At 35.0% G+C, this 26,475-nt stretch carries 27 protein-coding genes, 1 riboswitch and 1 other annotated feature; of the genes, 18 read left to right on the top strand and 9 right to left on the bottom strand.

Annotation, left to right across the window (positions count from 1 at the left end):
• The first annotated feature begins 12 nt into the window (after positions 1–12).
• The 4 genes from AC1Q8M_RS21810 (at position 13) to alo (ending at position 4,814) form a co-directional block, all read left to right on the top strand.
• The gene (locus AC1Q8M_RS21810; RefSeq protein ID WP_098855481.1) at positions 13–1,029 is read left to right on the top strand and encodes an ABC transporter permease; all 1,017 of its coding nucleotides are present in this window, start codon (positions 13–15) and stop codon (positions 1,027–1,029) included.
• Entirely contained in the window at positions 1,026–2,090 is a 1,065-nt protein-coding gene (locus AC1Q8M_RS21805; RefSeq protein ID WP_000631245.1) for an iron chelate uptake ABC transporter family permease subunit, read from the top strand. Before AC1Q8M_RS21810 ends, AC1Q8M_RS21805 begins: the two co-directional genes overlap by 4 nt.
• Positions 2,087–2,839: an iron ABC transporter ATP-binding protein gene (locus tag AC1Q8M_RS21800; protein WP_000590061.1), complete on the top strand. Its 753-nt coding sequence runs from the start codon at positions 2,087–2,089 to the stop codon at positions 2,837–2,839. Before AC1Q8M_RS21805 ends, AC1Q8M_RS21800 begins: the two co-directional genes overlap by 4 nt.
• Before the next feature lie 436 nt (positions 2,840–3,275).
• Positions 3,276–4,814, top strand: a complete 1,539-nt coding sequence (gene alo / locus AC1Q8M_RS21795) for an anthrolysin O/cereolysin O family cholesterol-dependent cytolysin Alo (RefSeq protein ID WP_098361553.1) — start codon at positions 3,276–3,278, stop codon at positions 4,812–4,814.
• Positions 4,815–4,848: 34 nt separating this feature from the next.
• Here alo and AC1Q8M_RS21790 read toward each other — a convergent pair whose 3' ends face one another.
• From AC1Q8M_RS21790 to AC1Q8M_RS21780, 3 genes are all read right to left on the bottom strand, one after another.
• Complete coding sequence (locus AC1Q8M_RS21790) at positions 4,849–6,129, bottom strand: purine/pyrimidine permease (protein ID WP_098855482.1); 1,281 nt, start codon at positions 6,127–6,129, stop codon at positions 4,849–4,851.
• A gap of 127 nt (positions 6,130–6,256) precedes the next feature.
• Complete coding sequence (gene cynS, locus AC1Q8M_RS21785) at positions 6,257–6,706, bottom strand: cyanase (protein ID WP_025118105.1); 450 nt, start codon at positions 6,704–6,706, stop codon at positions 6,257–6,259.
• Positions 6,707–6,761: 55 nt separating this feature from the next.
• On the bottom strand, positions 6,762–7,343 hold the full coding sequence (locus tag AC1Q8M_RS21780; RefSeq protein ID WP_000926482.1) for a beta-class carbonic anhydrase: 582 nt from the start codon (positions 7,341–7,343) through the stop codon (positions 6,762–6,764).
• Positions 7,344–7,510: 167 nt separating this feature from the next.
• Between AC1Q8M_RS21780 and AC1Q8M_RS21775 the strand changes: the two genes are divergently transcribed.
• Positions 7,511–7,942 carry an Lrp/AsnC family transcriptional regulator gene (locus tag AC1Q8M_RS21775; RefSeq protein ID WP_002008929.1) on the top strand — a complete coding sequence of 144 codons (432 nt, stop codon included), beginning with the start codon at positions 7,511–7,513 and terminating at the stop codon, positions 7,940–7,942.
• A gap of 262 nt (positions 7,943–8,204) precedes the next feature.
• Here the strand turns inward: AC1Q8M_RS21775 and AC1Q8M_RS21770 are convergent, their stop codons facing one another.
• Complete coding sequence (locus AC1Q8M_RS21770; RefSeq protein ID WP_098855483.1) at positions 8,205–9,170, bottom strand: DUF4822 domain-containing protein; 966 nt, start codon at positions 9,168–9,170, stop codon at positions 8,205–8,207.
• A 363-nt stretch (positions 9,171–9,533) separates the two neighbouring features.
• On the opposite strand from AC1Q8M_RS21770, the gene AC1Q8M_RS21765 reads away from it, so the two are divergent.
• Positions 9,534–9,962, top strand: coding sequence for an Lrp/AsnC family transcriptional regulator (locus tag AC1Q8M_RS21765; protein ID WP_225986878.1), 429 nt, complete (start codon positions 9,534–9,536; stop codon positions 9,960–9,962).
• A gap of 40 nt (positions 9,963–10,002) precedes the next feature.
• On the opposite strand, the gene AC1Q8M_RS21760 is transcribed toward AC1Q8M_RS21765, so the two are convergent.
• Complete coding sequence (locus AC1Q8M_RS21760) at positions 10,003–10,560, bottom strand: cysteine hydrolase family protein (RefSeq protein ID WP_001001092.1); 558 nt, start codon at positions 10,558–10,560, stop codon at positions 10,003–10,005.
• A gap of 476 nt (positions 10,561–11,036) precedes the next feature.
• Here AC1Q8M_RS21760 and AC1Q8M_RS21755 point away from each other — a divergent pair, with 476 nt between their 5' ends.
• From AC1Q8M_RS21755 to AC1Q8M_RS21725, 7 genes are all read left to right on the top strand, one after another.
• Positions 11,037–11,993 carry a nuclease-related domain-containing protein gene (locus tag AC1Q8M_RS21755; protein WP_002094194.1) on the top strand — a complete coding sequence of 319 codons (957 nt, stop codon included), beginning with the start codon at positions 11,037–11,039 and terminating at the stop codon, positions 11,991–11,993.
• Between the two features lie 49 nt (positions 11,994–12,042).
• Positions 12,043–12,447 (top strand): phosphate-starvation-inducible protein PsiE, encoded by a 405-nt coding sequence (gene psiE / locus AC1Q8M_RS21750; protein WP_000834708.1) that lies wholly within the window; start codon positions 12,043–12,045, stop codon positions 12,445–12,447.
• Between the two features lie 142 nt (positions 12,448–12,589).
• A complete protein-coding gene (speG, locus tag AC1Q8M_RS21745) occupies positions 12,590–13,105 on the top strand; it encodes a spermidine N1-acetyltransferase (RefSeq protein WP_001071095.1) in 516 nt (171 codons plus the stop codon).
• Positions 13,106–13,542: 437 nt separating this feature from the next.
• Positions 13,543–15,090: an ABC-F family ATP-binding cassette domain-containing protein gene (locus AC1Q8M_RS21740; RefSeq protein WP_000054875.1), complete on the top strand. Its 1,548-nt coding sequence runs from the start codon at positions 13,543–13,545 to the stop codon at positions 15,088–15,090.
• 5 nt (positions 15,091–15,095) lie between these two features.
• Positions 15,096–16,289 (top strand): MFS transporter, encoded by a 1,194-nt coding sequence (locus AC1Q8M_RS21735; protein WP_141533166.1) that lies wholly within the window; start codon positions 15,096–15,098, stop codon positions 16,287–16,289.
• Positions 16,290–16,468: 179 nt separating this feature from the next.
• On the top strand, positions 16,469–16,681 hold the full coding sequence (locus tag AC1Q8M_RS21730) for a DUF3955 domain-containing protein (protein WP_000792612.1): 213 nt from the start codon (positions 16,469–16,471) through the stop codon (positions 16,679–16,681).
• Positions 16,682–16,760: 79 nt separating this feature from the next.
• Complete coding sequence (locus AC1Q8M_RS21725) at positions 16,761–17,000, top strand: DUF3947 family protein (protein ID WP_000980931.1); 240 nt, start codon at positions 16,761–16,763, stop codon at positions 16,998–17,000.
• Between the two features lie 29 nt (positions 17,001–17,029).
• Here AC1Q8M_RS21725 and crcB (AC1Q8M_RS21720) read toward each other — a convergent pair whose 3' ends face one another.
• The gene (crcB, locus tag AC1Q8M_RS21720; RefSeq protein WP_000568579.1) at positions 17,030–17,386 is read right to left on the bottom strand and encodes a fluoride efflux transporter CrcB; all 357 of its coding nucleotides are present in this window, start codon (positions 17,384–17,386) and stop codon (positions 17,030–17,032) included.
• Positions 17,383–17,787, bottom strand: coding sequence for a fluoride efflux transporter CrcB (gene crcB, locus AC1Q8M_RS21715; protein WP_000639312.1), 405 nt, complete (start codon positions 17,785–17,787; stop codon positions 17,383–17,385). Before crcB (AC1Q8M_RS21715) ends, crcB (AC1Q8M_RS21720) begins: the two co-directional genes overlap by 4 nt.
• Before the next feature lie 54 nt (positions 17,788–17,841).
• Positions 17,842–17,901, bottom strand: a riboswitch (Fluoride riboswitch).
• 232 nt (positions 17,902–18,133) lie between these two features.
• On the opposite strand from crcB (AC1Q8M_RS21715), the gene AC1Q8M_RS21710 reads away from it, so the two are divergent.
• The 5 genes from AC1Q8M_RS21710 to tyrS all read left to right on the top strand — a co-directional run bounded on the left by AC1Q8M_RS21710 (position 18,134) and on the right by tyrS (position 24,251).
• On the top strand, positions 18,134–19,192 hold the full coding sequence (locus tag AC1Q8M_RS21710) for an endonuclease/exonuclease/phosphatase family protein (RefSeq protein WP_000713106.1): 1,059 nt from the start codon (positions 18,134–18,136) through the stop codon (positions 19,190–19,192).
• 32 nt (positions 19,193–19,224) lie between these two features.
• Entirely contained in the window at positions 19,225–20,727 is a 1,503-nt protein-coding gene (locus AC1Q8M_RS21705) for a DUF4077 domain-containing protein (RefSeq protein ID WP_000455093.1), read from the top strand.
• 196 nt (positions 20,728–20,923) lie between these two features.
• Positions 20,924–21,319 carry an SET domain-containing protein gene (locus AC1Q8M_RS21700; RefSeq protein ID WP_000573651.1) on the top strand — a complete coding sequence of 132 codons (396 nt, stop codon included), beginning with the start codon at positions 20,924–20,926 and terminating at the stop codon, positions 21,317–21,319.
• A gap of 383 nt (positions 21,320–21,702) precedes the next feature.
• Positions 21,703–22,620: a UDP-N-acetylmuramate dehydrogenase gene (murB, locus tag AC1Q8M_RS21695; RefSeq protein WP_001057106.1), complete on the top strand. Its 918-nt coding sequence runs from the start codon at positions 21,703–21,705 to the stop codon at positions 22,618–22,620.
• Between the two features lie 96 nt (positions 22,621–22,716).
• Positions 22,717–22,932: a binding site (T-box leader), on the top strand.
• Between the two features lie 56 nt (positions 22,933–22,988).
• The gene (gene tyrS / locus AC1Q8M_RS21690; RefSeq protein WP_016513209.1) at positions 22,989–24,251 is read left to right on the top strand and encodes a tyrosine--tRNA ligase; all 1,263 of its coding nucleotides are present in this window, start codon (positions 22,989–22,991) and stop codon (positions 24,249–24,251) included.
• Between the two features lie 190 nt (positions 24,252–24,441).
• Here tyrS and AC1Q8M_RS21685 read toward each other — a convergent pair whose 3' ends face one another.
• Positions 24,442–25,620: an NAD(P)/FAD-dependent oxidoreductase gene (locus AC1Q8M_RS21685; protein ID WP_000043198.1), complete on the bottom strand. Its 1,179-nt coding sequence runs from the start codon at positions 25,618–25,620 to the stop codon at positions 24,442–24,444.
• Between the two features lie 44 nt (positions 25,621–25,664).
• Entirely contained in the window at positions 25,665–26,105 is a 441-nt protein-coding gene (locus AC1Q8M_RS21680; RefSeq protein WP_001115309.1) for a DUF1641 domain-containing protein, read from the bottom strand.
• Positions 26,106–26,475: the final 370 nt, after the last annotated feature.

Genomic DNA, 26,475 nt, shown 5'->3' with positions numbered 1-26,475 from the left:
GGGTACGAAACAGTGTCAAAAAATATGATTTCTAGGGTTGAGAATGTTTCTCAACCCCAGTTTTATAATCAAAATAAAATATGGACAAAACCTTTTATAATAGCAGTTATAGTTGTTATAATTTTAGGGATTATATCACTGTTTACTGGAGTTTATGATATACGTGGACAAGAGGACGGGACAGAGATGTTTTTCATAACTCGTGTTCCGAGAACAGCTGCATTAATGCTTACTGGAGCTGCGATGGCGATGGCAGGGCTCGTAATGCAACTCATTACACAGAATCGCTTTGTTGAACCTACTACAACGGGGACTATTGAATGGTCAGGCTTAGGCCTGCTTTTTGTGTATTTATTATTTCCTGCCCCGACTTTAGTTCAAAGAATGACTGGTGCAATCATTTTTTCTTTTATAGGAACTATGATTTTCTTTCTATTTTTAAGAAGAGTTAAGCTTCGTTCGTCTTTAATTGTTCCGATTATTGGATTGATGCTTGGAGCAGTAATTTCTGCAGTGTCTACTTTTTTAGGACTCCTTTTTCAAAAGACGCAAAGTATTGAAACTTGGTTTGTAGGTTCATTTGCTAACATTCAGGTGGGAAGATATGAATATTTATGGCTGATTGTTATCATTACTTTTCTTATTTTTATGTATGCTAATAGATTGACTTTAGCTGGACTAGGAGAAGATGTCGCAACAAGTCTTGGAGTTAATTACAATAGAATTGTTCTTTTTGGGACTGCTCTTATCTCTGTTGCAGTTGGAATTGTTGCAGCTGTTATTGGACACTTACCTTTCTTAGGATTAATTGTGCCAAATATCGTTTCAATGTTTAGAGGTGATGATCTTAGGAGTAATTTACCTTGGGTTTGTGTGATCGGAATGGGATCAATAACTGCCTGTGACATCATTTCTCGAACAATTATACAGCCTTTTGAATTACCTGTTTCTTTAATACTTGCAACAGTGGGAGCAGTCGTGTTTATTACTATTTTATTGAGACAAAGAAAACCAAGGAGGCTACGATGATCACATTAGAATATAGAAAAAAAGAAAATGTCGAAATCGATTCTAGCCTTCATAATGAAAGTAGATCAGCTAGCGCTTTTCGGTCTAAGAAGGAAGCAAGACGTTATTGGATTTTACTGATAACATTGATTGCTTTAGGTCTTCTTTCTTCATATGGACTTTTAGTTTATAACAATCCAGTTCCGATAGATTCACCTTCTTTTATCCCAGTCGTTAAGAGAAGGATAGTAGCTATTGTTGCAATGATTATCGCTGCAGTTTGCCATAGCTTGTCGACAGTTGCTTTCCAATCTATTACGAATAATAAAATTATTACTCCATCGCTTTTAGGTTTCGAATCACTTTATTCAGCAATTCAAACGAGTACAGTATTCTTCTTTGGTGCTAGTGCGTTAATAAATTTTAATGGAATTGGATCATTTTTATTCCAAGTTGTTGTTATGGTCTTCATGAGTTTGATACTTTATGGATGGTTACTTTCCGGTAAATACGGGAATTTACAACTTATGCTTTTAGTTGGAATTATTATTGGTACCGGGCTAAATTCTGTGTCAACTTTCATGAGAAAACTACTTGCGCCTTCAGAATTTGATATCTTACAAGCAAGATTATTTGGTTCTGTTAATCATGCAGATCCTGCATATTTTCCTATTGTAATTCCTATGATCATAATTGTAGCGGTATTAATTTTTGCTCATTCTAAGAATTTGAATGTTTTGTCACTAGGAAAAGATGTTGCTACTTCTTTTGGAGTTAAATACCAACCTAGTGTAATTTATACGCTTGTATTAGTAGCTATTTTAATGTCCATTTCAACAGCTCTAATTGGGCCACTTACTTTCTACGGCTTTTTAGTGGCAACTTTGAGTTATCAGGCAGCGTCAACTTATGATCATAGATATATTTTTCCGATGGCTTTTGCTATAGGATTTTTAATAATGACGAGCGCATACTTTTTAATGTATCATGTATTCCATGCTCAAGGTGTAGTTTCAGTTATTATTGAATTATTCGGTGGAATCATATTCTTAACTATAGTTTTAAGGAAGAGGGCTTTATGATAAAAATTGATAATGTTAAAAAGTTCTATACTGATAAGGTAAAAATAGGACCTTTGGATATTGAAATACCAAAAGCAGGCTTTACTTCTTTAATTGGACCAAATGGCGCTGGAAAGTCAACGACACTTTTGATGATTGGCAGACTTTTAGATATGGATGAAGGTCAAATTCAGGTAGCAAATATGGATGTTTCTGAATCCAAATCAAAAGACTTAGCAAAAGTTTTGACTATATTGCGACAAGAAAATCATTTTGTAACTAGGCTTACTGTGAGACAACTAGTTGGATTTGGGCGCTTTCCTTATTCAAAGGGAAGATTGACTAAAGAAGATGAGGCTATCATCTCTAAATATATCGATTTCTTAGATTTAACTAGTTTAGAGAATAGATATTTAGATGAGCTTTCTGGTGGTCAAAGACAAAGGGCATATGTAGCGATGGTATTGTGCCAAGAGACGGAATATGTACTTTTGGACGAACCTTTGAACAACCTTGATGTTGCTCGTTCTGTTCAAATGATGGAGCATTTGAGACGTGCAGCTAATGAATTTGGACGAACAATTTTGACTGTCATGCATGACATAAATTTTGCAGCTAAATATTCGGATAAAATTTGTGCTATGAAAGATGGACAAATTGCTGCTTTTGGAACAGTAGAAGAAGTTATGGACCCAACACTTTTGACAGATATTTTTGAAACAAAAATAGAGATTATTAATGGTCCTTATGGGCCAATCGCTGTTTATTAGTTATAAAATGTCTTGCGTAGATTATGCAAGACACTCTAGTTGAAGTTGCTGTCTGTATTTTATAGGCAGCAGCTTTTTTTATGTGATTACTCATAAAATGCAAAAGAATGCTTCACCTTTTCAAGTATGTACCAAGTGGAAAAAATATCTCTGTATAATTTTTCAAAAGAATTCAGCTTGTTTTTTGTATATGTAATATTGCATATCAGAGTGTATTGATAAAAGTGTAAGGGGTCACTATAATGAGGGCATAAAGATAAATCATATTTTCGTAGCAATAAAAAGGAGGAAATAATATGGAAATCGCAATGGCAGTTTTAAAATTTGTAGGTGGCGTAATCCCGTTAATTCAAGAACTTTTAAAAGCATTTATGTAAGTTTATTAGTTAGCTATCATTTATCAATCATTATCATATTTTACTAAAAAAAGAACGGGGTGATTTTTCTGAATATTAAGAAAAACACTAAAAGAAGAAAGTTCCTTACATGTTTATTAGTTAGTCTATGCACTATTAATTATTCATCTATTTCCTTCGCAGAAACACAAGCAAGTAATGTAACTGATGTAATCAAAAATGCTAGTGGCATTAATACTGGTATAGCAAATCTTAAATATAATAATCAAGAGGTTTTAGCTGTAAATGGTGATAAAGTAGAAAGTTTTGTTCCGAAAGAAAGTATCAATTCAAATGGTAAATTTGTAGTAGTGGAACGCGAGAAAAAATCACTTACAACGTCACCAGTCGATATTTCAATTATTGATTCTGTAGTGAATCGCACGTATCCAGGAGCTGTACAACTTGCAAATAAAGCTTTTGCAGACAATCAACCGAGTTTATTAGTGGCTAAGAGAAAGCCTTTGAATATTAGTATAGACTTACCGGGCATGAGAAAAGAAAATACAATCACTGTCCAAAATCCGACATATGGTAATGTAGCTGGAGCAGTAGACGATTTAGTATCTACTTGGAATGAAAAGTATTCTACAACACATACGTTGCCTGCAAGAATGCAGTATACGGAATCTATGGTTTATAGTAAATCACAAATCGCAAGCGCTCTTAATGTTAACGCTAAATATCTTGATAACAGTCTAAACATTGATTTTAATGCGGTTGCAAATGGAGAGAAAAAAGTGATGGTAGCGGCGTATAAGCAAATATTTTATACGGTAAGTGCTGAACTACCTAACAATCCATCCGACCTTTTTGATAATAGCGTTACTTTTGACGAGTTAACTCGAAAAGGCGTAAGTAATTCGGCTCCACCTGTTATGGTTTCAAATGTAGCTTATGGTAGAACGATTTATGTAAAATTAGAAACAACATCTAAGAGCAAAGATGTACAAGCTGCTTTTAAAGCCTTACTTAAGAATAACAGCGTTGAAACAAGTGGACAGTATAAAGATATTTTTGAAGAAAGTACCTTTACTGCTGTAGTATTAGGCGGAGATGCGAAAGAGCATAACAAGGTTGTTACTAAAGATTTCAATGAAATCCGAAATATCATTAAAGATAATGCTGAATTAAGTCTTAAAAATCCAGCATACCCAATATCATATACAAGCACTTTCTTAAAAGATAATGCAACTGCTGCTGTTCATAACAATACAGATTATATTGAGACGACAACCACAGAATATTCAAGTGCTAAAATGACACTTGATCATTACGGTGCTTACGTTGCTCAATTTGATGTATCTTGGGATGAATTCACATTTGATCAAAAGGGTAACGAAGTACTAACACATAAAACGTGGGATGGTAGTGGAAAAGACAAAACGGCTCATTACTCTACAGTTATCCCTCTTCCACCGAATTCAAAAAATATAAAAATTGTAGCAAGAGAATGTACAGGTCTTGCATGGGAATGGTGGAGAACAATTATTAATGAACAAAATGTTCCATTAACAAATGAAATAAAAGTTTCAATTGGAGGAACAACATTATACCCAACAGCTAGTATTAGTCATTAAGTATAAAACAAGCGCCCTATAAGTAGGGCGCTTTTTACTCTTTCCAAAATTGTTCTAATAGAATGACAAGCATGGTACCCACAAGTAAGCCATTACTTAAAACATATTGTAAGGAAGAAGGAATTCCGCTAAATGCACTTTCTGGAAGAAACAATATTCCTAAACTGATTAATAATGAAATTCCTAATATAGTTAATCGGCGTTGATTTACTGCTTCACGTAAAATGGATTGAAATGAAATGCCTATTACTTGGACAAATGTTGCTAAAAGTGCAGCATTAGCAATAGGTCCTGGTAGCAAGGATATAAAGTTTACAATTGAGGGAATAAAAGAAATTCCTGCTAATATAAGACTTGCTATAAGGAACGACTTCACTTTTCTTTGTCCTGTTAGTTTGATAAATCCTGCTGATGCAGGTAATGGTACAATTCCAATTGTAGAGAACAACGACGAGATAATATGTGATATACCTCCGACCCATACACCACGGTTCAGTGTTTGCTTTTCATTTTCTTTAGATAATGGAGCCACTTGTTTTACAGCCGAAATAGCAGCGATTGTATTTGCAACTAAAAGAAATGTAAATAAAGTTGCAGTTAGAGTCATTCCAATATCGAATCTAGGTGTGCCCCAAGCAAATATCTCTGGTAACTTAACTAGTGTTGTGTGCGAAGGCATATGAGATGATTTTCCTAATACTGCATACAAAAGCCAACCGCATGAAATTCCAAGTAATACAGCGTAACTTTTCATCCATCCTTTCCCTTTAATTGATAAGAAAGTAATAAGGGCAAAAACAAAGAGAGCAATAGTAGCTGTTGTATAGTCAGGATGGGTTGCAGATCTTTGTAATCCTATCATTCCTTTTACTAACACACCACTAAGCTGAAGTGCTAAGATTAAAAGAAAAGTTCCTGTAACTAAAGGGGTAAATAAACGTAAGATTCGATGTACAAGCCCTGTTATACCAAGTATGAAGAGTAATATACCTGCAATAATTAACCCGCCTTCTAAAAGTTGCAACACGTCTTTTGCACTTTGTCCCTGATGCATAGCGATTTGTCCCGATATGACAAATATACTTACCCATGAACCGGCTGGCCCATCCGCGATGGGATAGCGATGCCCAAGCCATACTTGTATAAATGAACTTATTCCTACCACTAAAAAAGTTTGCTGCATTAATGTTGAGACATCCTCTATTGGTAAATGGAATATGCCACCAATAATTATAGGTAATGCAATTGCATTTGCTAATAGAAACACAAACCATTGTAGAATATTAAAGCTCGTATCAAAGTATTCTTTATTCATATTATTCTCCTTTGCCGAAAAAGAATCTCATATTAAAAATCCATCCTTTCTACACAGTTAGATTAAAAAGGATGGATTTTGTAAATCTATAAAATTAATTTAATGATATAGATAGATTTTTAATTAATTACCATGCACGAAATGGTAAGAATTTACCGTTAAGTGTAATTACGATGCGAGGATCGCCACCTTTTGGATCTTCTTGTGTATCCACACCCAAGTTGAAGTTAATTGCACTCATTACACCTTCGCCGGATTTTTCTAAGATTAATTCTCTAATAGTTGGTGCATATTGTAACATCATTTCATATAAACGATATGCAATCGGGTCCGTAGGAGGCATTTCCATTACTTGGCCGCGAAGTGGAACTACTGTTAATGCTTGAACTACTTCTTCATCTAATTCTAATAGTTTACCAATTTCTTCTGCTTCTGGACGTGTCATTGTAGCTTGTCCTAATAAGGCTGTTACAACCCAAGTCTCAGAGTGTTCACTTACTTTTGCAATTTCTTCCCAAGTTAACCCTTTTTTAATTTTTGCCGCTAAAATTTTTTGCGTAGCTTCTTGTCTATTCATATCTAATACTTGTTTTTTCATATCTCATAACTTCCCTTCATATACGTGATAATTATTATTTTGTTTTACTATTTAACGCTTTATATCCATCAACCACTACATCTAATTTACCTGTGTGAGGGTCAATAACTAAACCATGTACAGGAACATCTTTTGGGATAAGTGGATGATTTCTTACTAAATCAACATTAGCTTGCGTTGAGTCGCAAACATCATCGAATCCGAATAACCATTTTTCAAGGTCAATACCAGCATATTCAATCGCTGATAAAATTTCTGATGAAGCTACTCCGCGATCTAATATTTTTTGAAGTGTTCCTTTTGGATTCGTTTGGCTCGCGCCACATCTATGGTGTCCAATAAGGAAGATTTCATCTGCATTTAAATCGTATACTGACGCTACAACACTTTGCATAACACTATCGAAAGCAGAAGCAATTTTACCACCTGCATTTCTGATAACTTTTGCATCACCATCGTGTATATCTAAAGCTTTTGGAAGTAGCTCAATTAAACGAGCATCCATGCAAGAAACAACAACCATACGTTTTTTAGGCATTTTTGTCGCTTCACGAGGAGCGTATTCCTTATTTTCTACAAAATGTTCATTGAACGATAGAATTTCTTGTAATAACATATTTGTAACCTCCTTTAAATCTAGATGTATTTTTTTGTTGTGTCCTCTGAGTTATAAGTAAATATAGCTGATAAATAATGTGATGTAAGAGGATAAACTAAGTATAGTGAATTGTATCGATAAGCAGAATAAGTTGGCGAAACACTTTCGGGCTTTCTACTTTCACGGTGAAAGGATTGGTTTATATCATTGATCAAACAGATTTTGAGATACTGAAATTATTAGGAGAAAACTCAAGAATACAATGGAAAGAACTTGGCCAAAAAATACATATGACGGGGCAAGCTGTAGGAAATCGAATTCGAAGATTAGAGGATTTAGGGATTATTGAACAGTATACAATTGCAATAAACCGAATCAAATTAGGACAAGTAGTGACTGCATTTGTTACTTTGTTCGTAACAACAGCTAATCACCAAGAGTTTATGAATTTCTTTCAAGGAGAAGAAGGGATTTCTGAAGTACACCGTATAAGTGGTGAGGGGTGTTATTTATTAAAAACACATTTTGCTTCCAACGAAGACTTAGATAACTTTCTAGGACGACTATTAAAATATGGGAACTATCGTGTTAACTTATCAATAGGAAAGTTGAAATAAGGTTTCTTTTCTTTGGAGGAGATAGTAACATTATTTGCTAAACTTTATTTGTATAGAGATAATGAAGTCGTTTAATGTTTATCTTAAATAGTCAGAGCCTTACTACGATTTATGTGTAGTAAGGCTTTTTAAAGTTGTTATATTCAACAATTAAGCTGAAGTGTTGAGGGGGATATGAGACGATTTCTTTCAAGAGAATCATAAATAATTTTGTCTTAAGAAAGATCCTGCAACTCAGTACAGGATCTTTAATCAAACGTTTTTAAAAGCTAAATTGTGGTTTCATATCACCTTTATAAGGTTCATGTTCAACGAATATAGTTATATCCTTACCAGCTTGGTCTTTACCAGTTCTTTTATACGTAAATTTATTCTTATTTAGTTCAGTAAGTTCAAGAGCAGCACCGTATTTGTTATTTCCAATTGAAACATGGGCTCTTATTTTATTTTCGTGTACAACATCGAAGTAGCCATAATCACCGCGGCTTTGACCTGTTTCGCTATTGAAGAACTCATATTTATTAGATTTGTCATCAAATTTTGCTAGACTTATAAAATTTGAATTAAACTGTGTTACATCGTTACCAGCTTCGTCTAATACCTTTGTTCCGTGCCAAAGGGTGCCGCCCAAAATTTTATCTCCATCAACATTTTTAACAATATCTCCTGTAGTCGTGTTCAACTGCTTGTCCGGGTCAGTGAAAGAAAGTTCTTTTTCTTTATATGGAACATGTTCAACGAAAACTTCTACATCTTTACCGTTAGCGTCTTTCCCCATTCGTTTGTAAGTAAATACATTTTTGTTTAGTTTTGTCATGTCAACGACAGCTTGATACTTCATTGATTCTGAAATTAATATTCTCTTCTTCCCATCATTTGTGACAAAGAAAGTTCCTTTATCGCCACGACTTGCACCTGTTTTAGCATCAAAAAATTCATATCTGCCTGACTTCGCATCATATTTTGCAAGACCAATGAAGTTTGCATTCTCTTTTGTTAAGTCATTCTTATCTTTGTCATACACTCGTGTACCTTGCCAATTTGTCTCGCTAAGAATATTAGCCATTTTTTGCCCTTTAGTTAATTTATTTTCTTTTTTTGTTTCTTTAGCAATTTGTTCTTGTTTTTGTTTCCCATGATTTTCTTCAGCTTTAGTACCAGCACACCCTGTTAATGCTAATGTGAATCCGAGCAGTATGGATGATAGTGCTTTTGTTTTTTTGTTCATGTTTTATCGTCTCCTTATTTTATGATTTCAAGTAGTACGGTTAGCGATTATAGTAGCGGTGCGTCATATATGAACTTAGTCGCTACGTTTCTTATGTTAATACCCGACTATAAACTGCCTCTAAATAAAACATTAAAAAAAGATAAACTAATTCCTAAAAAATGTTCATATTTATAAAAAATCGCTAGATTGCTGTAGTGCCTACGAGTAATCCAAAAAATACATTGTAAAGAAGAAGGAAAGCCACTAACAATAATGTAATTGCTAATAGAGCTAATCGATTGTAGTGCAAAACTTTTGAGAAAAACTGTAGGGGAAATGAAGCTTTTATAGAATTCGTTTCGTATAGGAAGGGGGATGTCCATGTTTGATTCAACAGATTTTAAGATTATACAATTACTACAAGAAAACGCTAGAATGAACTGGAAGGAAATTGGGGAGATAGTACATTTGACTGGTCAGGCTGTTGGGAAGCGAATTAATAAATTAGAAGAGGCAGGTGTCATTCAAAAATATACGATAAATATTGACAGGGCTAAGCTAGAAGGATCTATTATGACCTTTGTTACACTATTTTTGCATGCACCGCATTATCATAATCAAATTCAAAATTTTTTTGAAAAAACGGACGTAATTACTGAAATGTATCGTATAAGCGGCGATGGGTGCTATGTCATGACTCTTCATACATCTTCGCATCAGCAATTAGAAGAGACTCTTGCAGATGTTTTACATTATGGTGATTATCGTATAAATACTGTCATTAAGATGATGGAAAAAAAGAAAGAATAAGATACTTATCCTTTCTTTTTTCATATGGAACTGTAATTCTTTATTTGCTTTTGGTTATAAAACAGTTTGCTGACATGACTGTTGCATAAATATCACCAAACTCTAATGCACTCATGAACGATTGATGAGCGTGTACTGCGGGGATTAGATTTCCTTGGAATTCTAAATCTTTTGTTGTACAAGCATCTTCAATTACAATACATTGAAATCCGAAGTCACTGGCAGCGCGCACTGTTGCATCAATACATACATGAGTCATCATACCGCAAATGACTAGTTGGTCTATTTTCTCTGTCTTTAATGTTTCTAATAAATTTGTTCTTAAAAAACTGTTGGGGTGATGTTTTTGTAGGACTCTTTCGTTAACAATCGGTTGTACATCATCATGAATTTGAACACCTACTGTATCAGGTAAGAAGAAAGTAGCTCCTTCATTGTTCGCGATATGTTGTACGTGAATAACTGTTTTATGATTTTCACGAAATACTTTCAAGACTTCTTTCGCTTTTTGTGCGGCTTTTTCAGGTTGATGTAATTCCATATTGCCGCCTTCAAAGTAATCATTTTGTATGTCTACTAATAGTAACGCTTCGTTCATCGTTATTCCCCCATACTTAGTGATTCAGCACGTTATTTGTACTGTGCCGTTATTATATAAATTGTAGCTATGCGGAAGTAATAACGTTATGAAACGATTTTAACGGATATAGTTTCAGTGTGAAAAAAGTGAAAGTTGGTATAAGTACAAATGGATTTTGTGGAATTCACAGCAAGGTTATAGATAGAGTGGCATCGCAGGGTTAAAAACCATACCTTTGCTGGAGGAGCGGGTTATGTTTTTTTATGAGGAAATGCGATTTTAAGTTTTTGCTGAAGATGTTTTTCTAGGATATGCTGTGAGTGATTGGAGTGAGGTAGTGTCAGATATTGTCGACCAATCGATATATTGGAAAAATCGTTGATATATTGTGAGTTGTGATAGATATATTGAGAAAATCGTTGATATATTGTGAGTTGTGATAGATATATTGAAAAAATCGTTGATATATTTGTAAAGGGGTGTTTGAGGTGATTGTGAAAGAGAGAAAAATGCCGATTTATATAAGACAGTTAGAAGCACTTCTTAGAAGGTTACCTGTACATCATCCGAAACGAAATTTAATTGGAGAAAACTTGGCAAAACACATGGCGGGGTATAAAGGAGAGCAAGCGATTGATTATCCGCTTAGTTTTATTTCTGAGAAAGAGTATAGTGTCTTACATGATGTTCGCTTATGTAATTATGATAAATACTTTCAAATTGATACTATTATCCTTTCCACAAAGTTTCTTCTTTTTCTTGAGATAAAAAATATAGCAGGTACATTAATGTTTGATGCAAAGTTTAATCAACTTATCCGAATAACAGAAGGAAATTCAGAGGGATTTCCAGATCCGGTTTTACAAATAAAAAGGCAAGAAATACAACTAAAGAAATGGTTAAACTCACATGGATTTTCCTCTAGTCTTCCAATTGAGTCCCTCGTTGTTATTAGCTCGCCTCGTACCATTATAAAATCTTCAGATGACAATCTTCTTCATACAATTATTCATAGTGCCAATTTACCTCATAAAATAAAGTGGTTTGAAAGTAAATATAAGAGAAAAGTTATAGATAATGTAGATAGGCTCATTCATCAAATAATAGCGGAGCATTCTCCACTTCAACAAAATATACTTGAGCAATATAAAATAGAAAAAGAGGAGTTGCTAAATGGAGTACAATGTGAGAAATGCTTAGTTATTCCAATGGTTAAAGTTAAGAAGGGTTGGCGTTGTACAAGTTGTAAAGATTTTTCAAAAGTGGCACATGTGGATGCTATACGAGATTATGCATTGCTCATTAGTACGACATGTACGAACGGTAATTTGAAAGAGTTTCTCCATGTTTCGTCGGGTATGGTTGTAAACAGAATTCTCCACACACTAAATCTTCCCTACACTGGAAACAACAAAGGACGAATATATGATTTAACTTCTTTCCAATCGTAATTTTGCTATAATAAATAAGTACTTATACGAAGGGGAGTCTAAAGAGAGTATGAAGTCATTTAATATCGATCATGTTATAGCTAGTGTTTTGCAATGGATATTAAATATAGCTTTAATTATATTATCCATTGTGTTATCAATTTTCTTAGTGAATGAGACAATTACATTTGTGCAGTATATTTTTTCGGCAAAAGAGTATACGTCTTATAAATTGGTTGAAAGTATCATCGTTTATTTCTTATACTTCGAGTTCATTGCATTAATTATTAAGTATTTTAAATCGAATTATCATTTCCCGTTACGTTATTTTATTTATATCGGAATTACGGCCTTAATTCGATTGATTATTGTGTCTCATGAGGAACCGATGGAGACGTTATTATACGCAGGAGCAATTCTTGTTTTAGTTATTGCTTTATACATATCGAATATGAGAGATTTGAGAAAAGAGTAGTAGTGCAGACGTAAGTTTGCACTACTTTTTTACATCTTGACCTTCAAGTTGCTTGAAAGTTTACAATGAAATTAGGGCGTTTGAAATCGAAAAAAATTGAGAAATTAAGTGAAGAGGTTTCTTTTACTTGGAGGTTATAGGAATGAATCAGGAATTGAAGTTACGTCCATTGGAACGAGAAGATTTAAAGTTCGTACACGAACTGAATAATAATGCGCATATTATGTCGTATTGGTTTGAAGAGCCATATGAGGCATTTGTGGAGCTGCAAGACTTATACGATAAACATATACATGATCAAAGCGAACGCCGATTTATCGTTGAGAAAGACAATGAAATGGTTGGATTAGTTGAGTTAGTAGAAATCGATTATATTCATCGTAGAACAGAATTCCAAATTATTATTGATCCGAATTATCAAGGATATGGTTATGCAGTAGAGGCGACGCGTTTAGCAATGGATTATGCTTTCGCTGTATTAAATATGCATAAGATATATTTAGTTGTGGATAAGGAAAATGAAAAAGCAGTACATGTTTATAAAAAGGTTGGATTTATGGTAGAAGGCGAACTTATCGATGAGTTTTTCGTTGATGGTAACTATCATAATGCGATAAGAATGTGTATGTTTCAGAAGCAATATTTTGAAAACAAGTAGTTGAAAGATTCGGAAGTAATGTTGACGCTTCGTAAAACCGTATGCTAAAATCCCTTTTAAGTATTAAGGAAGGTGCAGAATATGCTTTATGTAAAATTTGTAAAACTCATTAGAAAACTTTGCTCCGCACAAATGTATACGGTGAAGCGTTGTACGGAGCTTAATCAAGGGGTATAAATCCCCTATATTCATCGGCTGAATAACTTTTCTAAAAAAGTATAGTTTATCTATGCTTATTTCGTTATGGTTTTTCAGCTGGTGTATAAAATAGATTAAGGGGCCATAGACAATGCTTTGTCTATGGCCCTTTGTGTATATTATTCCGATGAGTCTTTACCGTAAATTGGAGTAGTATAGGAAAAACCACGAAGCAGAGGGCTAGTGTCGAATGACGCTATCTCTCTGCTTTTTTTAATTTCAGGAAAAGAGGAATAAAAATGAGTTTACTTAAAGTTGAAAGTTTATCACATAGTTTTATAGATAAAGTATTATACGAGAATGCTTCTTTTGATTTGCATAAAGGGGAGCATATGGGGATTGTTGGGCAGAATGGTGCAGGGAAAAGCACATTAATGAAAATATTGGTGGGGGAGATTATTTCTGATAAGGGAGACATAAAGTGGCAACCTAATATTCAAATTGGGCATCTTGATCAATACGCTGAAATTGATGAGGGTTATACCATTTCACAATATTTAAAGAGAGCTTTTTATGATTTGTATGAAATGGAAAAGAGAATGAACAAGTTATATGAAGAAAGTGCGATGACTGGAGATGAGAATCAACTACTAAAAGCAGCTGAAATGCAAGAGCAGCTTGAAGCTCGTGATTTTTATTCAGTAGACAGTATTACGAATAAGGTGGCAGCCGGTTTAGGTATTGATGCGATTGGGATGAATCGTGTTATTGGTGAATTAAGCGGAGGGCAGCGTGCAAAGGTAATTTTAGCGAAGCTCTTATTAGAAGAGCCTAATATTTTATTACTAGATGAACCGACGAATTTTCTTGATAAGGAGCATGTGGAGTGGCTTGCTAATTATTTAATGAATTTTGAAGGAGCGTTTATTGTAGTGTCACATGATTTTGATTTTCTGGAAAAAGTAACTTCTTGCATATGTGATGTAGAGTTCGGAACAGTTAAGAAGTATTACGGTAAATACTCAGATTTTGTAAGACAAAAGGAGCATTTACGAAAAGATTATATTCGCCAATATTATGCACAGCAAAAGAAAATTGAAAAAACGGAAGAGTATATTCGTAGAAATATTGCTGGGGTGAATTCAAAAATAGCGCAAGGTCGTAGAAAACAATTGGAGCGTATGGAAAGAATTGCACCACCAAGTTTTACTCATAAACCGTCTATTCATTTTCAGGAACTTCCCATTTCAGTTCAGACAGTTCTTGAAGTAAATAACCTTGAAGTTGGTTACGACTTCGCTCTCTTACCAAAGTTGAATTTTTCAGTAATGGGTGGGCAAAAACTTGTTATTACAGGTTTCAATGGAGTAGGGAAATCTACTTTATTAAAAACAATCGTTGGAAATATTGCTAGTATTTCTGGAGAGTTTCACTTTTCAGAGCAAATAAAGATTGGATATTATGAGCAAGATTTAAATTGGAGCAACGATTCTTTAACGCCGCTTCAAATTATTTCAGAACAGTTTCCTAAACTGAATATGAAGGAAATACGCCATCATTTAGCTGCGTGTGGAGTGAAGGATACGCACGTTTCGCAAGAAATTCGTACGTTAAGTGGTGGTGAACAATCGAAGGTGAAACTGTGCGGATTATTACTATCACCTTGTAACTTCTTAATTTTAGATGAGCCGACAAATCATTTAGATGCAGAAGCGAAGGAAGCTTTGCAAAAGGCGCTAATTAAGTTTAAGGGCAGCATTATCCTCGTATCTCACGAAGCGAGTTTTTATCTTGATTGGGCAGATAGCATCTTTCATATAGAGACAGGATTAGTTAAGGGGGTGTGAAACATATGAGTGAAAACAATTGGAAAACGAAAATTATATTATTTTTGACCGCTCAAACTATTTCGTTGTTCGGCTCCTCTCTCGTGCAATACGCGATTATATGGTATATCACCCTTACAACATCATCAGGAGTGATGTTGACTATTTCAACTGTTTGCGGTTTCCTACCACAAATTGCGATATCTTTGTTTGCAGGTGTTTGGATTGATCGTTATGACCGTAAAAAGATGATTATGTTATCGGACGGGATTATAGCGATTGCGACGTTAGTTTTAGCAATTTTATTTTTAACAGGATATAAAAGTATTTGGTTACTTTTTATTGTGTTACTCATTCGTTCAGCTGGAACAGGAGTACAAACGCCAGCTGTGAATGCATTAATTCCGCAAATCGTTCCGAAAGAGTATCTTATGAAAGTAAATGGAATAAATAGCAGTATTACATCTTTAATTATGTTTCTTTCTCCAGCAGCAAGTGCTGCGATTCTTTCTATTGCCAGCATTGAAACAACATTTTTTATTGATGTTATTACGGCTATGATTGGAATTAGTATTATGCTTATCATTCAAGTAGAGGGACATGTGAATGCAGAGAATAAGCAAAACTCTAATCTACAAGGAATTAAAGAAGGATTCTCTTATTTAAAAGAAAATGTATTTATTAAAAGGCTAATCGTTTTATTGATTATCGTCATGATTTTAATAAGTCCAGCTGCTTTTTTAACACCTTTAATGGTAACTCGTTCTTTCGGGGCTGAAATGTGGAGACTTACTGCTAGTGAGATGACCTTTAGTGCGGGTGCGGCAGCTGGTGGCGTATTGATTGCGGCGTGGGGTGGCTTTCGTAATCGTATGTATACAACAGCGCTAGCTTGTGCATTATATGGACTGCTTATGATTGGACTCGGAATAGCACCGATATTTATTATGTATTTAGTATTTAATTTTTTAATTGGTATAACAATGCCGTGCTTCAATACACCAGTTACTGTGTTATTGCAGGAGAAAGTAGAACCATCGATGCACGGACGGATGTTCAGCCTTGTACAAATTGCGAATTCATGCGCGCTTCCTTTAGGAATGATAATATTTGGTCCGTTGTCGGATATGTTTAGTGTAGAGATTTTGTTAATTTATGCTGGGATATTCGTGCTATTTTGCGCAATGTATATTGTATTAAGCAAGAGGTTTGAAGTGTAAATATTTATAATTTAGAAGGTTTGTGAAGGAATTTAAGATGCTTCGCAAACCTTTTTTTATTAGTCTAGTCAATAATTATTTATTGTTAAACGATAAATAATTATTGACTGTTAATGTTATTTTAGATAATATGATGTTAACGATTTAAGAAGAATTACATAAGTAGAGGAGAATGTGAAATGAAAAATAAATACGTAGTAGCTATTTCTTTCATGATTTTAGCGATTATTTCTTTAACTATACATGCGTCAAACAGTAAAGTAGGAGCGGATGGATTCCTTGAAGAACCTTTCTTTTTCCTAGTACCGATAAGTTATGTATTGTTCCTTAGTGGTATTGGTGTATTATTATTTGGATTTATTACTTCCAAGCTAAAAAAGGGCAATAGATAGGGGCAACCTATAGGGACAAAACACTTACTATGAAATAGAAACATACCATATGGAAGAAAAAGAATAAGTGAGATGAATCATGATGAACCATCATTTTTATAATGGAAGACAAGTAGGAGCAGCTATTACACTGGCTGGGGCACAGGGGACAATTCATGCTGTGAATCAAGCTATTCAAATGCAACAACAAGCATATTTTGCACAAATGTTGCAAAGTCAGTATATGCCGTATTCACAACTTCCGATGCAAATTGTACATTACGATGTACATCCAGCTGGTTTATTTTCCATTCCATATGGCGGGACATATTTCTTATGAAAAAAAGCGACTCAATAGAGTCGCTTTTTTTATATTCCGCCTAGCTTCATTCCAAGGAATGCGAAGAGGATACCAATTATGTAAGTAGCACTTAAATATAAAAGGAAGATGTACGGTTTTTTTAGATTGAGAAGCTGAACAGATTCTAATTTAAACGTAGAAAATGTAGTGAATGCGCCCATAAATCCAGTACCTAATAATAGTTGCCAGCCTGTAGTGACTCCGTTGCCAATTATATATCCAAGTAAAAATGCCCCTGTTATATTAATAAGGAATGTAGCAATTGGAAATTGTGTTTTATTTCTTTTCTTAAACCAATTGCTAATTGCAAATCGTGTAATCGCACCGAAAAATCCTCCTGTTGCGACTAATAAAGCTTCTATCATGAGTAATCACCTTCCGTAAGAGATTTCTTAATTAAGAAATCTCCAAGTGTATAGCCAAGGCCAGACATAATGAGGCCACCAAGTATGCTGCATGATACATATAAGAAGGCTATGCTCCACTCAGAATGATTGATCAATTGCACAGTTTCTACACTAAATGTTGAAAAAGTCGTAAAGGAACCGATGAATCCAGTTCCGATGCCTGTGATAACCTCTGAAGGTAAGATGTTTAGCCGAGCGATATAAGTAGTTAGCCACGCTAAGAAAAAGCAACCGATTAAGTTAATGAGTAATGTTGCCAATGGAAATGAATGATGCCAAAATGTGTTGATATTAAGACCTAAATAATAACGAGAAAGAGCTCCTAATATACCAGCAATGCCAACGATAATATAAATCAATTTTCTCACCTCTTTAAATAGCTTGCTCAAAAAAATAGACTCCTACCAGTATCCATACTGGTAGGAGTCATTAGCTAAGCAGCGTTTATGGCGAACTCCATCGCCTATGATTATTACATATAGTGTACTAAATATACCGTTTAATTTCCAGTGAGGAGGAGGGTGTAACTTTTCTTTTTTTGATGTCTGAAGGCTTTTTAAGTAATTAAAATGGGATCGATTACTTATCAACTAAATATAGTGATATAAGGTTTTAATTATGATAAAATGTTTCTTATGTGTGTCGTTTTGTTTTATTTGACTGAAAATAAAGAAAAATAAATTCGCGTGAAAAGGAGTCATTTATTTGAAGAAATTTTTTAAAATCGTATTTATATGTGTTTTAGTAGTAGCGGGCATTGTAGGAGGATTTCTAGCGTATATGACACTTACTAAAGAACAGCCTGCTGATGTTACAAGCTTGAAGGTGGAGAATAATAAGGAGCGCGTATTAGCGACTGGAAATGAATTTAAAGTTACAACATTTAATATTGGATATGCTGGGTTAGATAAGGATCAAGATTTCTTTATGGATGGTGGAAAGGGATCTGGTTCAAGTAGTAAAGAGCAAACGGAAACTAATTTAAAGAATATGCTTTCGTTTTTACAAAATGAGAATAGTGATTTTGCACTATTACAAGAAGTTGATATAAAGTCACTTCGTTCATTTGATGTAAATGAACATGAATTTTTGAAAAAAGGATTACCTGATTATGTTTCGTCATTTGGCAAGAACTACGATACGAAATGGGTTCCAGTGCCAATAACAAATCCAATGGGATATGCGGAGGCTGGATTAAGTACGTTTTCTAAATACACTGTTCAAGAAGCGAAGAGGTTCCAGCTTCCTGGAATGGAGCCTTGGCCAAAGCGTTTGTTTGATTTAGATCGAGCAATTGTGGAATATAAAATCCCTGTTAATAATGGGAAACATGTTAGACTCGTAAATTTACATTTGTCTGCTTATGATGAAGGCGGGAAAATTAGAAAACAGCAAGTAGAGTACTTAAAAGAATATATGAACAAGCATTATGAAAATGGTGATTACGTAATAATGGGCGGAGATTGGAATCAATTAGTTTCAAACGCTCAATTAAGTGATCCGAAGTTCGTGAAAGAGCGTCCTGAGTGGTTAGTAGAGTTACCGAAGGACTTTACAGACGGTGGCTTTAAGTGGGCTGTAGATCCGTCTGTTATGACTGTGAGAGATGATGTAAAGAAATATGTAGAAGGTGAAAATTTCGTCACTATTATTGATGGCTTTATCGTTTCACCGAATGTAGAGATTGTAAATGTACAAGGGAAAGATTTAAAGTTTGAAAATAGCGATCATAACCCAGTAAGTGCGGTATTTAAACTGAAGTAATTGATATGTATAAGTAGAAGGTGGGGCTTCATATGGAGTGGTTAAAGAGGACTTGTTTTTCTAACCTTGAGAAAGAATCACAGAAAAATCATTTATTACTGTTTATAACGATTTGTAGTTTCTTCCTTGGGATAATCGCGATTGGGTATTATGGATATATTTTTACAGAGAGAGCAATGGCGTTTTGGATCTGTGGTATTTCTGTCGTTGTATTTGGAACGCTTTTTACTTTTATAAAAAGTATGGAATCAGCGTATAAATATATCATGACATTTATGTTGCTTACAATGTCTTACATTATGGTACAAGCTTTTAATGAAAGCCCGGCTGTATTTCAAATGGTCTATTTTACATTAGCTGTTTCACTTATTTACTTAAGTGAGCGCCTCATTTTAATTCTTGGCGGGGTAGCTGTTGTAATCACATTTATCCTTTGTAGCTATTGGCCGGAGCAATTTTTTGCTTATACAGCCTCATCTGAAGCTGCTAATTTCGCAAGTTTGTTAGCGATTGTAACAATCGCTATGTGGGGCGTCACGAAAATCGGTTCTAATCTGCTCCTTCGTTTAAGTGATGAGAAGCAAGAAGTAATGAGAAAAGCTCAGGAGTTAGAAGAGACGCAAAGACTTATTGAAGAAACAGTTGTGAAACTAGATAGTAATTTCAATCATTTAAGACAAAATATGAACACGTCGATGGAATCGATGAGTGAAATTAATTTTGCCTTTGAAGAGGTAGCAGTTGGTACGCAATCACAATCAGAAATGATGTATCGTTCGGTAGAAGTATTGAATGATATGGAGGGAAATATTGAACAAATTATATCTCAAGTAAGAACTGCATCGGCTCGTGTGGATAAAAGTTTAGAAATTTCAAAGGGTAGCGTACATACTTTAAGAAATTTTGAAGCTAACATGAGAAGTTTAAATGATGTTGTTTCACAGTCTGGAATTATATTTAGAGATTTAATGATGCAATCGAAACAAATTAATGAAATTGTAGATGTAATAACGAATATTTCAAGTCAGACGAGTTTGCTAGCTTTAAATGCAAATATTGAAGCTGCCAGGGCAGGCGAGCATGGAAAAGGTTTTGCTATTGTAGCGAGTGAAGTGTTAAAGCTTGCTGAAGAATCAAATCGTTCTGCGGGAAGAATTCAAGGGATTTTGAAGGAGTTTAGTAATCAAGCAAGTAAGGTAGAAGTGCAGGTAGAGAAGTCAGAAAGAGTACAAGAAGAGTGTAACGAAATGTTAGCAAGCGTTTTAACAAACGTAACTGATTTAGGGAAGTTTATTGATGCGATTAATAAAGTAATGCGAGAGGTTGTTGTTCATCAAGAAAGTTTCCAAGTTAAAACGACGAATATTGTAAAGGATGTTACGCATGCTTCTAACGTAATTCAGCAAACTTCTACAGCTACAGAAGAAGTGCTAGCGAGTGTGGAAGAAGAAAAACATCGAAATGATATATCGGTGAAGACGTTACATACTGTTAGCGAGCAAGTGAAGTTACTAGAAGATATTCTAGAAAAGTAATATTTCTTGAAAAGGGCACACCATGTGTGCTCTTTTTTCATTTAAATAAATACTTGATAGTAATTTAATTGCTTTTCTGCGCGTTTTCTGCCAAGCTTAAGGAGATAAAGTGAGACTAATACCTACTGATTATTAGTTGAACCTCGCAAATAGCGGGATAAAATACTTCAAAGAAAGAATTATATAGGTGACGAATATGATTGAAGTTAAGACTTCTGAACTTAGTGATGGAGAATTTAATAGAGGTGTATTTGCAACTCGTGATATTAAAAAGGGTGAGTTGATTCACTCAGCACCAGTTATCTCTTATCCGAATGAACAGCATGAACACATTGAAAAAACGTTACTTGCTGACTACGCATTTGAGTATGGGGTAAATCATACGGCATTCCTGTTAGGATACGGCATGTTATTTAATCATGCATATAATCCGAATGCAACGTATGAAATTGTCTTCGAGAATCATACTTTTAACTTCTTCGCGTATAAGGATATAAAAGCGGGAGAAGAAATTTTAATCAATTATAATGGTGAAGTGGATGACGATGAGCTATTATGGTTTGATAAGGAAAAAGAAGAGAACGAAAAATAATTTAATGAGTATAGAAAGAGCACATTCTGTGGAATGTGCTCTTTTTTCATTGATGTAAATAAAGTAAAAAGTACAAAAAAATACCACTTTCTTTTTGTATGGTATAGTAAGATACTGAGGGATAGTGTTTTGAAAAAGTCACATATTTTACAAATTGTTGTCTTTCTGATGACATGTCAAGTTTAGTAGTCCATTTGGGTTGCTTTATTATGCAATATATATTTTAATATGAGTGGCACCTCTTATAAATTAAGAGGTTTATAGGTGTCTCGAATTGATTTTGGGTACACTGTATCCACCACTTTAGGTTCTTTCATGTACGTGGGGATATTATGGGCCCGTATAACGGGATAAAATGAATATAGAAATAGAGGAATCGTAAAATGAATATGCAAGAGGTTTATAAATATTTAAGTACGGTATTGCCTGAAGGACATGTTAAACAAGATGAAATGTTAAAGAATCATACGCATATTAAAGTTGGCGGAAAAGCAGATGTTTTCGTTGCGCCTACAAATTATGATGAAATTCAAGAAGTTATCAAATATGCGAACGAATATAATATTCCAGTTACGTTTTTAGGAAATGGATCGAATGTCATTATTAAAGATGGTGGAATTCGCGGGATTACAGTAAGTTTAATTCATATTACAGGTGTTACTGTAACAGGAACGACGATTGTAGCACAGTGTGGCGCAGCAATTATTGATGTATCACGTATTGCTTTAGACCATAACTTAACGGGTCTTGAGTTTGCTTGTGGTATTCCAGGTTCAGTTGGCGGAGCATTATATATGAATGCTGGTGCATATGGCGGTGAAGTATCGTTTGTATTAACAGAAGCTGTCGTAATGACAGGTGATGGAGAGCTACGTACTTTGACGAAAGAAGCATTTGAATTTGGATATCGTAAGAGTGTATTTGCGAACAACCATTACATTATTCTTGAAGCGAGATTTGAACTTGAAGAAGGTGTACGTGAAGAAATTAAAGCAAAAATGGATGATTTAACGTTTAAGCGTGAGTCAAAACAGCCTCTAGAATACCCTTCTTGTGGTAGCGTATTTAAGCGTCCACCAAATAACTTTGCTGGTAAGTTGATTCAAGACTCAGGACTACAAGGTAAGCGAATTGGTGGAGTAGAAGTTTCTTTAAAACATGCTGGATTTATGGTGAATGTTGATAACGGAACAGCACAAGATTACATCGATTTAATTCACTTCGTACAAAAGACAGTTGAAGAGAAATTTGGCGTGAAGTTAGAGCGAGAAGTAAGGATTATTGGAGAAGATAAGGAATAACGAAATACGTATGAAGATATGAATTATTTTAAAATAATATTTGGGTATTGTTGACAATTTGTTTTCAATTCAATATAATGCTAATAATTTAACAAATAACATACGTTGAAAGAGCCCAGTAGCAGTTTGTCACTGTTAACGAGAGAGCTAGGGGTTGCTGGAACCTAGCACAAACAAACTTGCGAATTACACTCTGGAGTATCTTAGGTAATGCTAAGCGGACTAGCAATCGATATTATTGCTAAGAGTGGTATGAGTAGCTATGCTATTTATGCAAACTGGGTGGTAACACGGTGAATAATCGTCCCTATGTCTATCGTAGACATAGGGGCTTTTTTGTTTTTAAAAAATAAAGGGGATGACAAAAAATGAATATTATTGATGAATTAGAATGGCGTGGCGCCGTTAATCAGCAGACTGACGAAGAAGGCTTACGTAAGCTAGTAGAAGAGAAAAAGATTTCACTATACTGCGGAGTTGATCCGACTGGTGATAGTATGCATATCGGACATTTGATTCCGTTTATGATGATGAAGAGATTCCAATTAGCTGGCCATCATCCTGTTATTTTAATTGGCGGGGCAACAGGAACAATTGGTGATCCGAGTGGACGACAATCGGAGCGTCAACTTCAAACGTTAGAAGTGGTTCAGCATAATGTAGATGCGTTAACAGCGCAAATGAAAAAGCTATTTGATTTTGGCGGAAATAGCGAAGTGAAGATGGTAAATAACTATGATTGGACACATGAAATAAATATTATTGAGTTTTTACGTGATTACGGGAAAAACTTTAGCATCAATAGCATGTTAGCGAAGGATATTGTAGCAAGCCGTTTAGATACAGGTATTTCTTTCACAGAATTCACATACCAAATTTTGCAAGCAATGGATTTCCATCATTTATACACGAAAGAGGATGTTCAACTTCAAATTGGTGGTAGTGACCAATGGGGAAATATTACGAGTGGTTTAGATTTAATTCGTAAGTTAGAAGGTCATGAGGCGAAAGTATTCGGATTAACGATTCCGTTATTATTAAAATCGGACGGTACGAAGTTTGGTAAATCAGCAGGTGGTGCGGTTTGGCTTGATCCCGAAAAAACGACACCGTTTGAATTTTACCAGTTCTGGGTAAATACAGATGACCGTGACGTAATTAAATACTTGAAATACTTTACGTTCTTAACGAAAGAGCGTATTGATGAATTAGCAGCGAAGGTAGAAGCGGAACCTCATAAACGTGAAGCGCAAAAAGTGTTAGCGGAAGAAATGACGAAATTCGTTCATGGAGAAGAGGCATTATTACAAGCTGAGAAGATTACAGCAGCGTTATTTAGCGGGGATATTAAATCGTTAACAGCTGATGAAATTGAACAAGGCTTTAAAGAAATGCCAACGTTCCAGTCTTCAAAAGAGACGAAAAACATCGTAGAGTGGCTAGTCGATTTAGGAATTGAACCATCTAGACGCCAAGCACGCGAAGACATTAATAATGGTGCGATTTCTATGAATGGTGAGAAAGTAACAGATGTGGGTACGGATGTTACTGTAGAAAATTCATTTGATGGAAGATTTATTATTATTCGTAAAGGGAAGAAGAACTACAGCCTTGTGAAGTTAGGCGAATAGTTTGTGTGAAAGGATGGGAGTAGGAAGAATACTTCCATCTTTTCGTATACACAATTTGGACATAAAATAATCAGTAAATTTAGATAATTAAAAGGGTTATATTATTCTTCTGCCGAATAAATAAGTTAGAGAAAATTACGGATAAAAATAGCCCGAACCATGCTGGGCATGATTCGGGCTTATATTCAGATTAGTAAGCTAAGCTGAATAGACCTTTAATGTGTGATAAGTAACGAACGTTACTTGCTTCTTTCATTAATGATGCTGGTAAGCCTTTAAGTGGAGTATTGCTTGCTCCAATTGTAGCAACCGCATCTTTACGTCCTAGACTAGCAAGTGTTCCAGAGTTTACAGGTGCGAACTCTTCGAATGCTTTGCCTTCTAGTGCTGCGTATAAGTTGTATCCAATTAACTCACCCATTTGCCAAGCGATTTGTGCAGTTGGTGGGTATGGACGACCGTCTGGAGCGAAGACAACAGCGCTGTCTCCAGCAACGAATACGTCTTTGTGAGAAGTAGATTGTAGGTATGCATCAACTGTTGCACGTCCACGGTTAACTTCAAGACCTGATTCACCGATTAATGGGTTACCTTGTACGCCGCCTGTCCAAACGAATGTGTTAGCAACAAGTTTTTGACCGTCTTTTAAGTCGATTTCATTGCCAGCAACGTTTGTTACAGGAAGACCAGTTAAGAATGTAACGCCGCGTGCTTCTAGGCTAGTAGTTGCACGTTCGATTAAGTGGTCTGGTAATACTGGAAGGATCTTTGGACCTGCTTCAACAAGAAGAAGTTTAACTTCTTTTGGATTTACGCCGTGGCTTTTTGCAAGTTTAGGCATAATGTCAGCAAGCTCACCAACTAGCTCAACGCCAGTTAATCCGCCACCACCGATTACGATTGTAGCATCAGCTTCGTTTTTCGTTTTCGCGTATTCACGAATACGGTCTTCAACGTGTTTGTAGATTTTGTTTGCATCAGCAGCAGATTTTAATACCATGCTGTTTTCTTCTAGTCCTGGAATACCGAAGTAAGCAGTTTTACTTCCTAAAGCAACTACAAGTGCATCGTAAGATAAAGTAGTGCCACCAGCTAGTTTGATTTCTTTGCTATCAACTGAGAATGACTCAACTGTTGCAATTTTAAGATCGATATCTTTACCTTTGAAAAGCTTTGTAAGTGGCATTGCAATTGCTTGCTCAGACACGTTACCAGCTGCTAGGCGGTGTAATTCAGTGATGATTTGGTGTGTTGGGTATTGGTTAATCACTGTAACTTGTGCTTCTGATTTGCTGTAATATTTACGTACGTTTAAAGCGGCAAGAAGACCGCCATAACCAGCGCCTAAGATGACAATTTGTTTTGACATAGTATGATATCCCCCGTCTTTACTAATTGTTGTTATAAGTTAAATTATTTATTGTTACGTTCTGCACTAATTTGAAGATATGCGTTCACAAAGCGGAACATTTTTTGTGCTTGTGGATCTTTTAGTAATTTTAACAGACCGAATAGGCCGATAACTTCGTTGCTTTCGTCAGCACGATCTTTCGCTTCGATTGCAGTTGCAGCCATGCTTTTCACTGTATCTTTTACAGGTTCTACAAGCTCTGTAATTGCACCAACAGTGTCGCTTTTTAATACTTCATCAGTAGCAACAGTTTGAGCGAAGTCATAAGACTTAGTTAAAATGTTAACAAGCTCAGTTAATTTTGGAAGCTGTTCTACTAGTGTTGTTAATGATTCTTGTACCTCAGGTTTTAACAACTGATCAAGTACATCAAGTTGTCCTTGGCTAGCAGAAATTTGTACAGTTTCTTGTTCTGGCTTTGTTTGAGTCATAGTTTCTGGCATCTCCAATTCTCCTTTACGATAGCAATACTCTTATTTTTTATAAGTAAGATAGTAAACGTTTACGAAACTTTATGCAAAGTTTCACAAAACACAATAAAATGCCTTTAAATTTATGACAGCAAGTAAGCTGCAAACATAAATCTAAAACCATAACGTCTTACTTATTATTTATGAACTGTCCGATATATGGCTTGTCCGCATAATGGAAAAGCTCCGTTACCGGAAAGTGTATATAATATATATCCTATATTATATACTATATACACCTATGTTAACATAAAAATGATTCCTAATTATTTGATATTGAGTGTATAACGTAGTGCTGACAAGGTATGAAAGCGTATAAAATATTTTGTTTCAGTTAGAAATG

The organism is Bacillus sp. GW823-FHT06A10 (genome assembly GCF_058795375.1).
The sequence above is the reverse complement of the archived record's forward strand: the minus strand, read 5'-3'. Positions and strand labels throughout refer to the sequence as shown.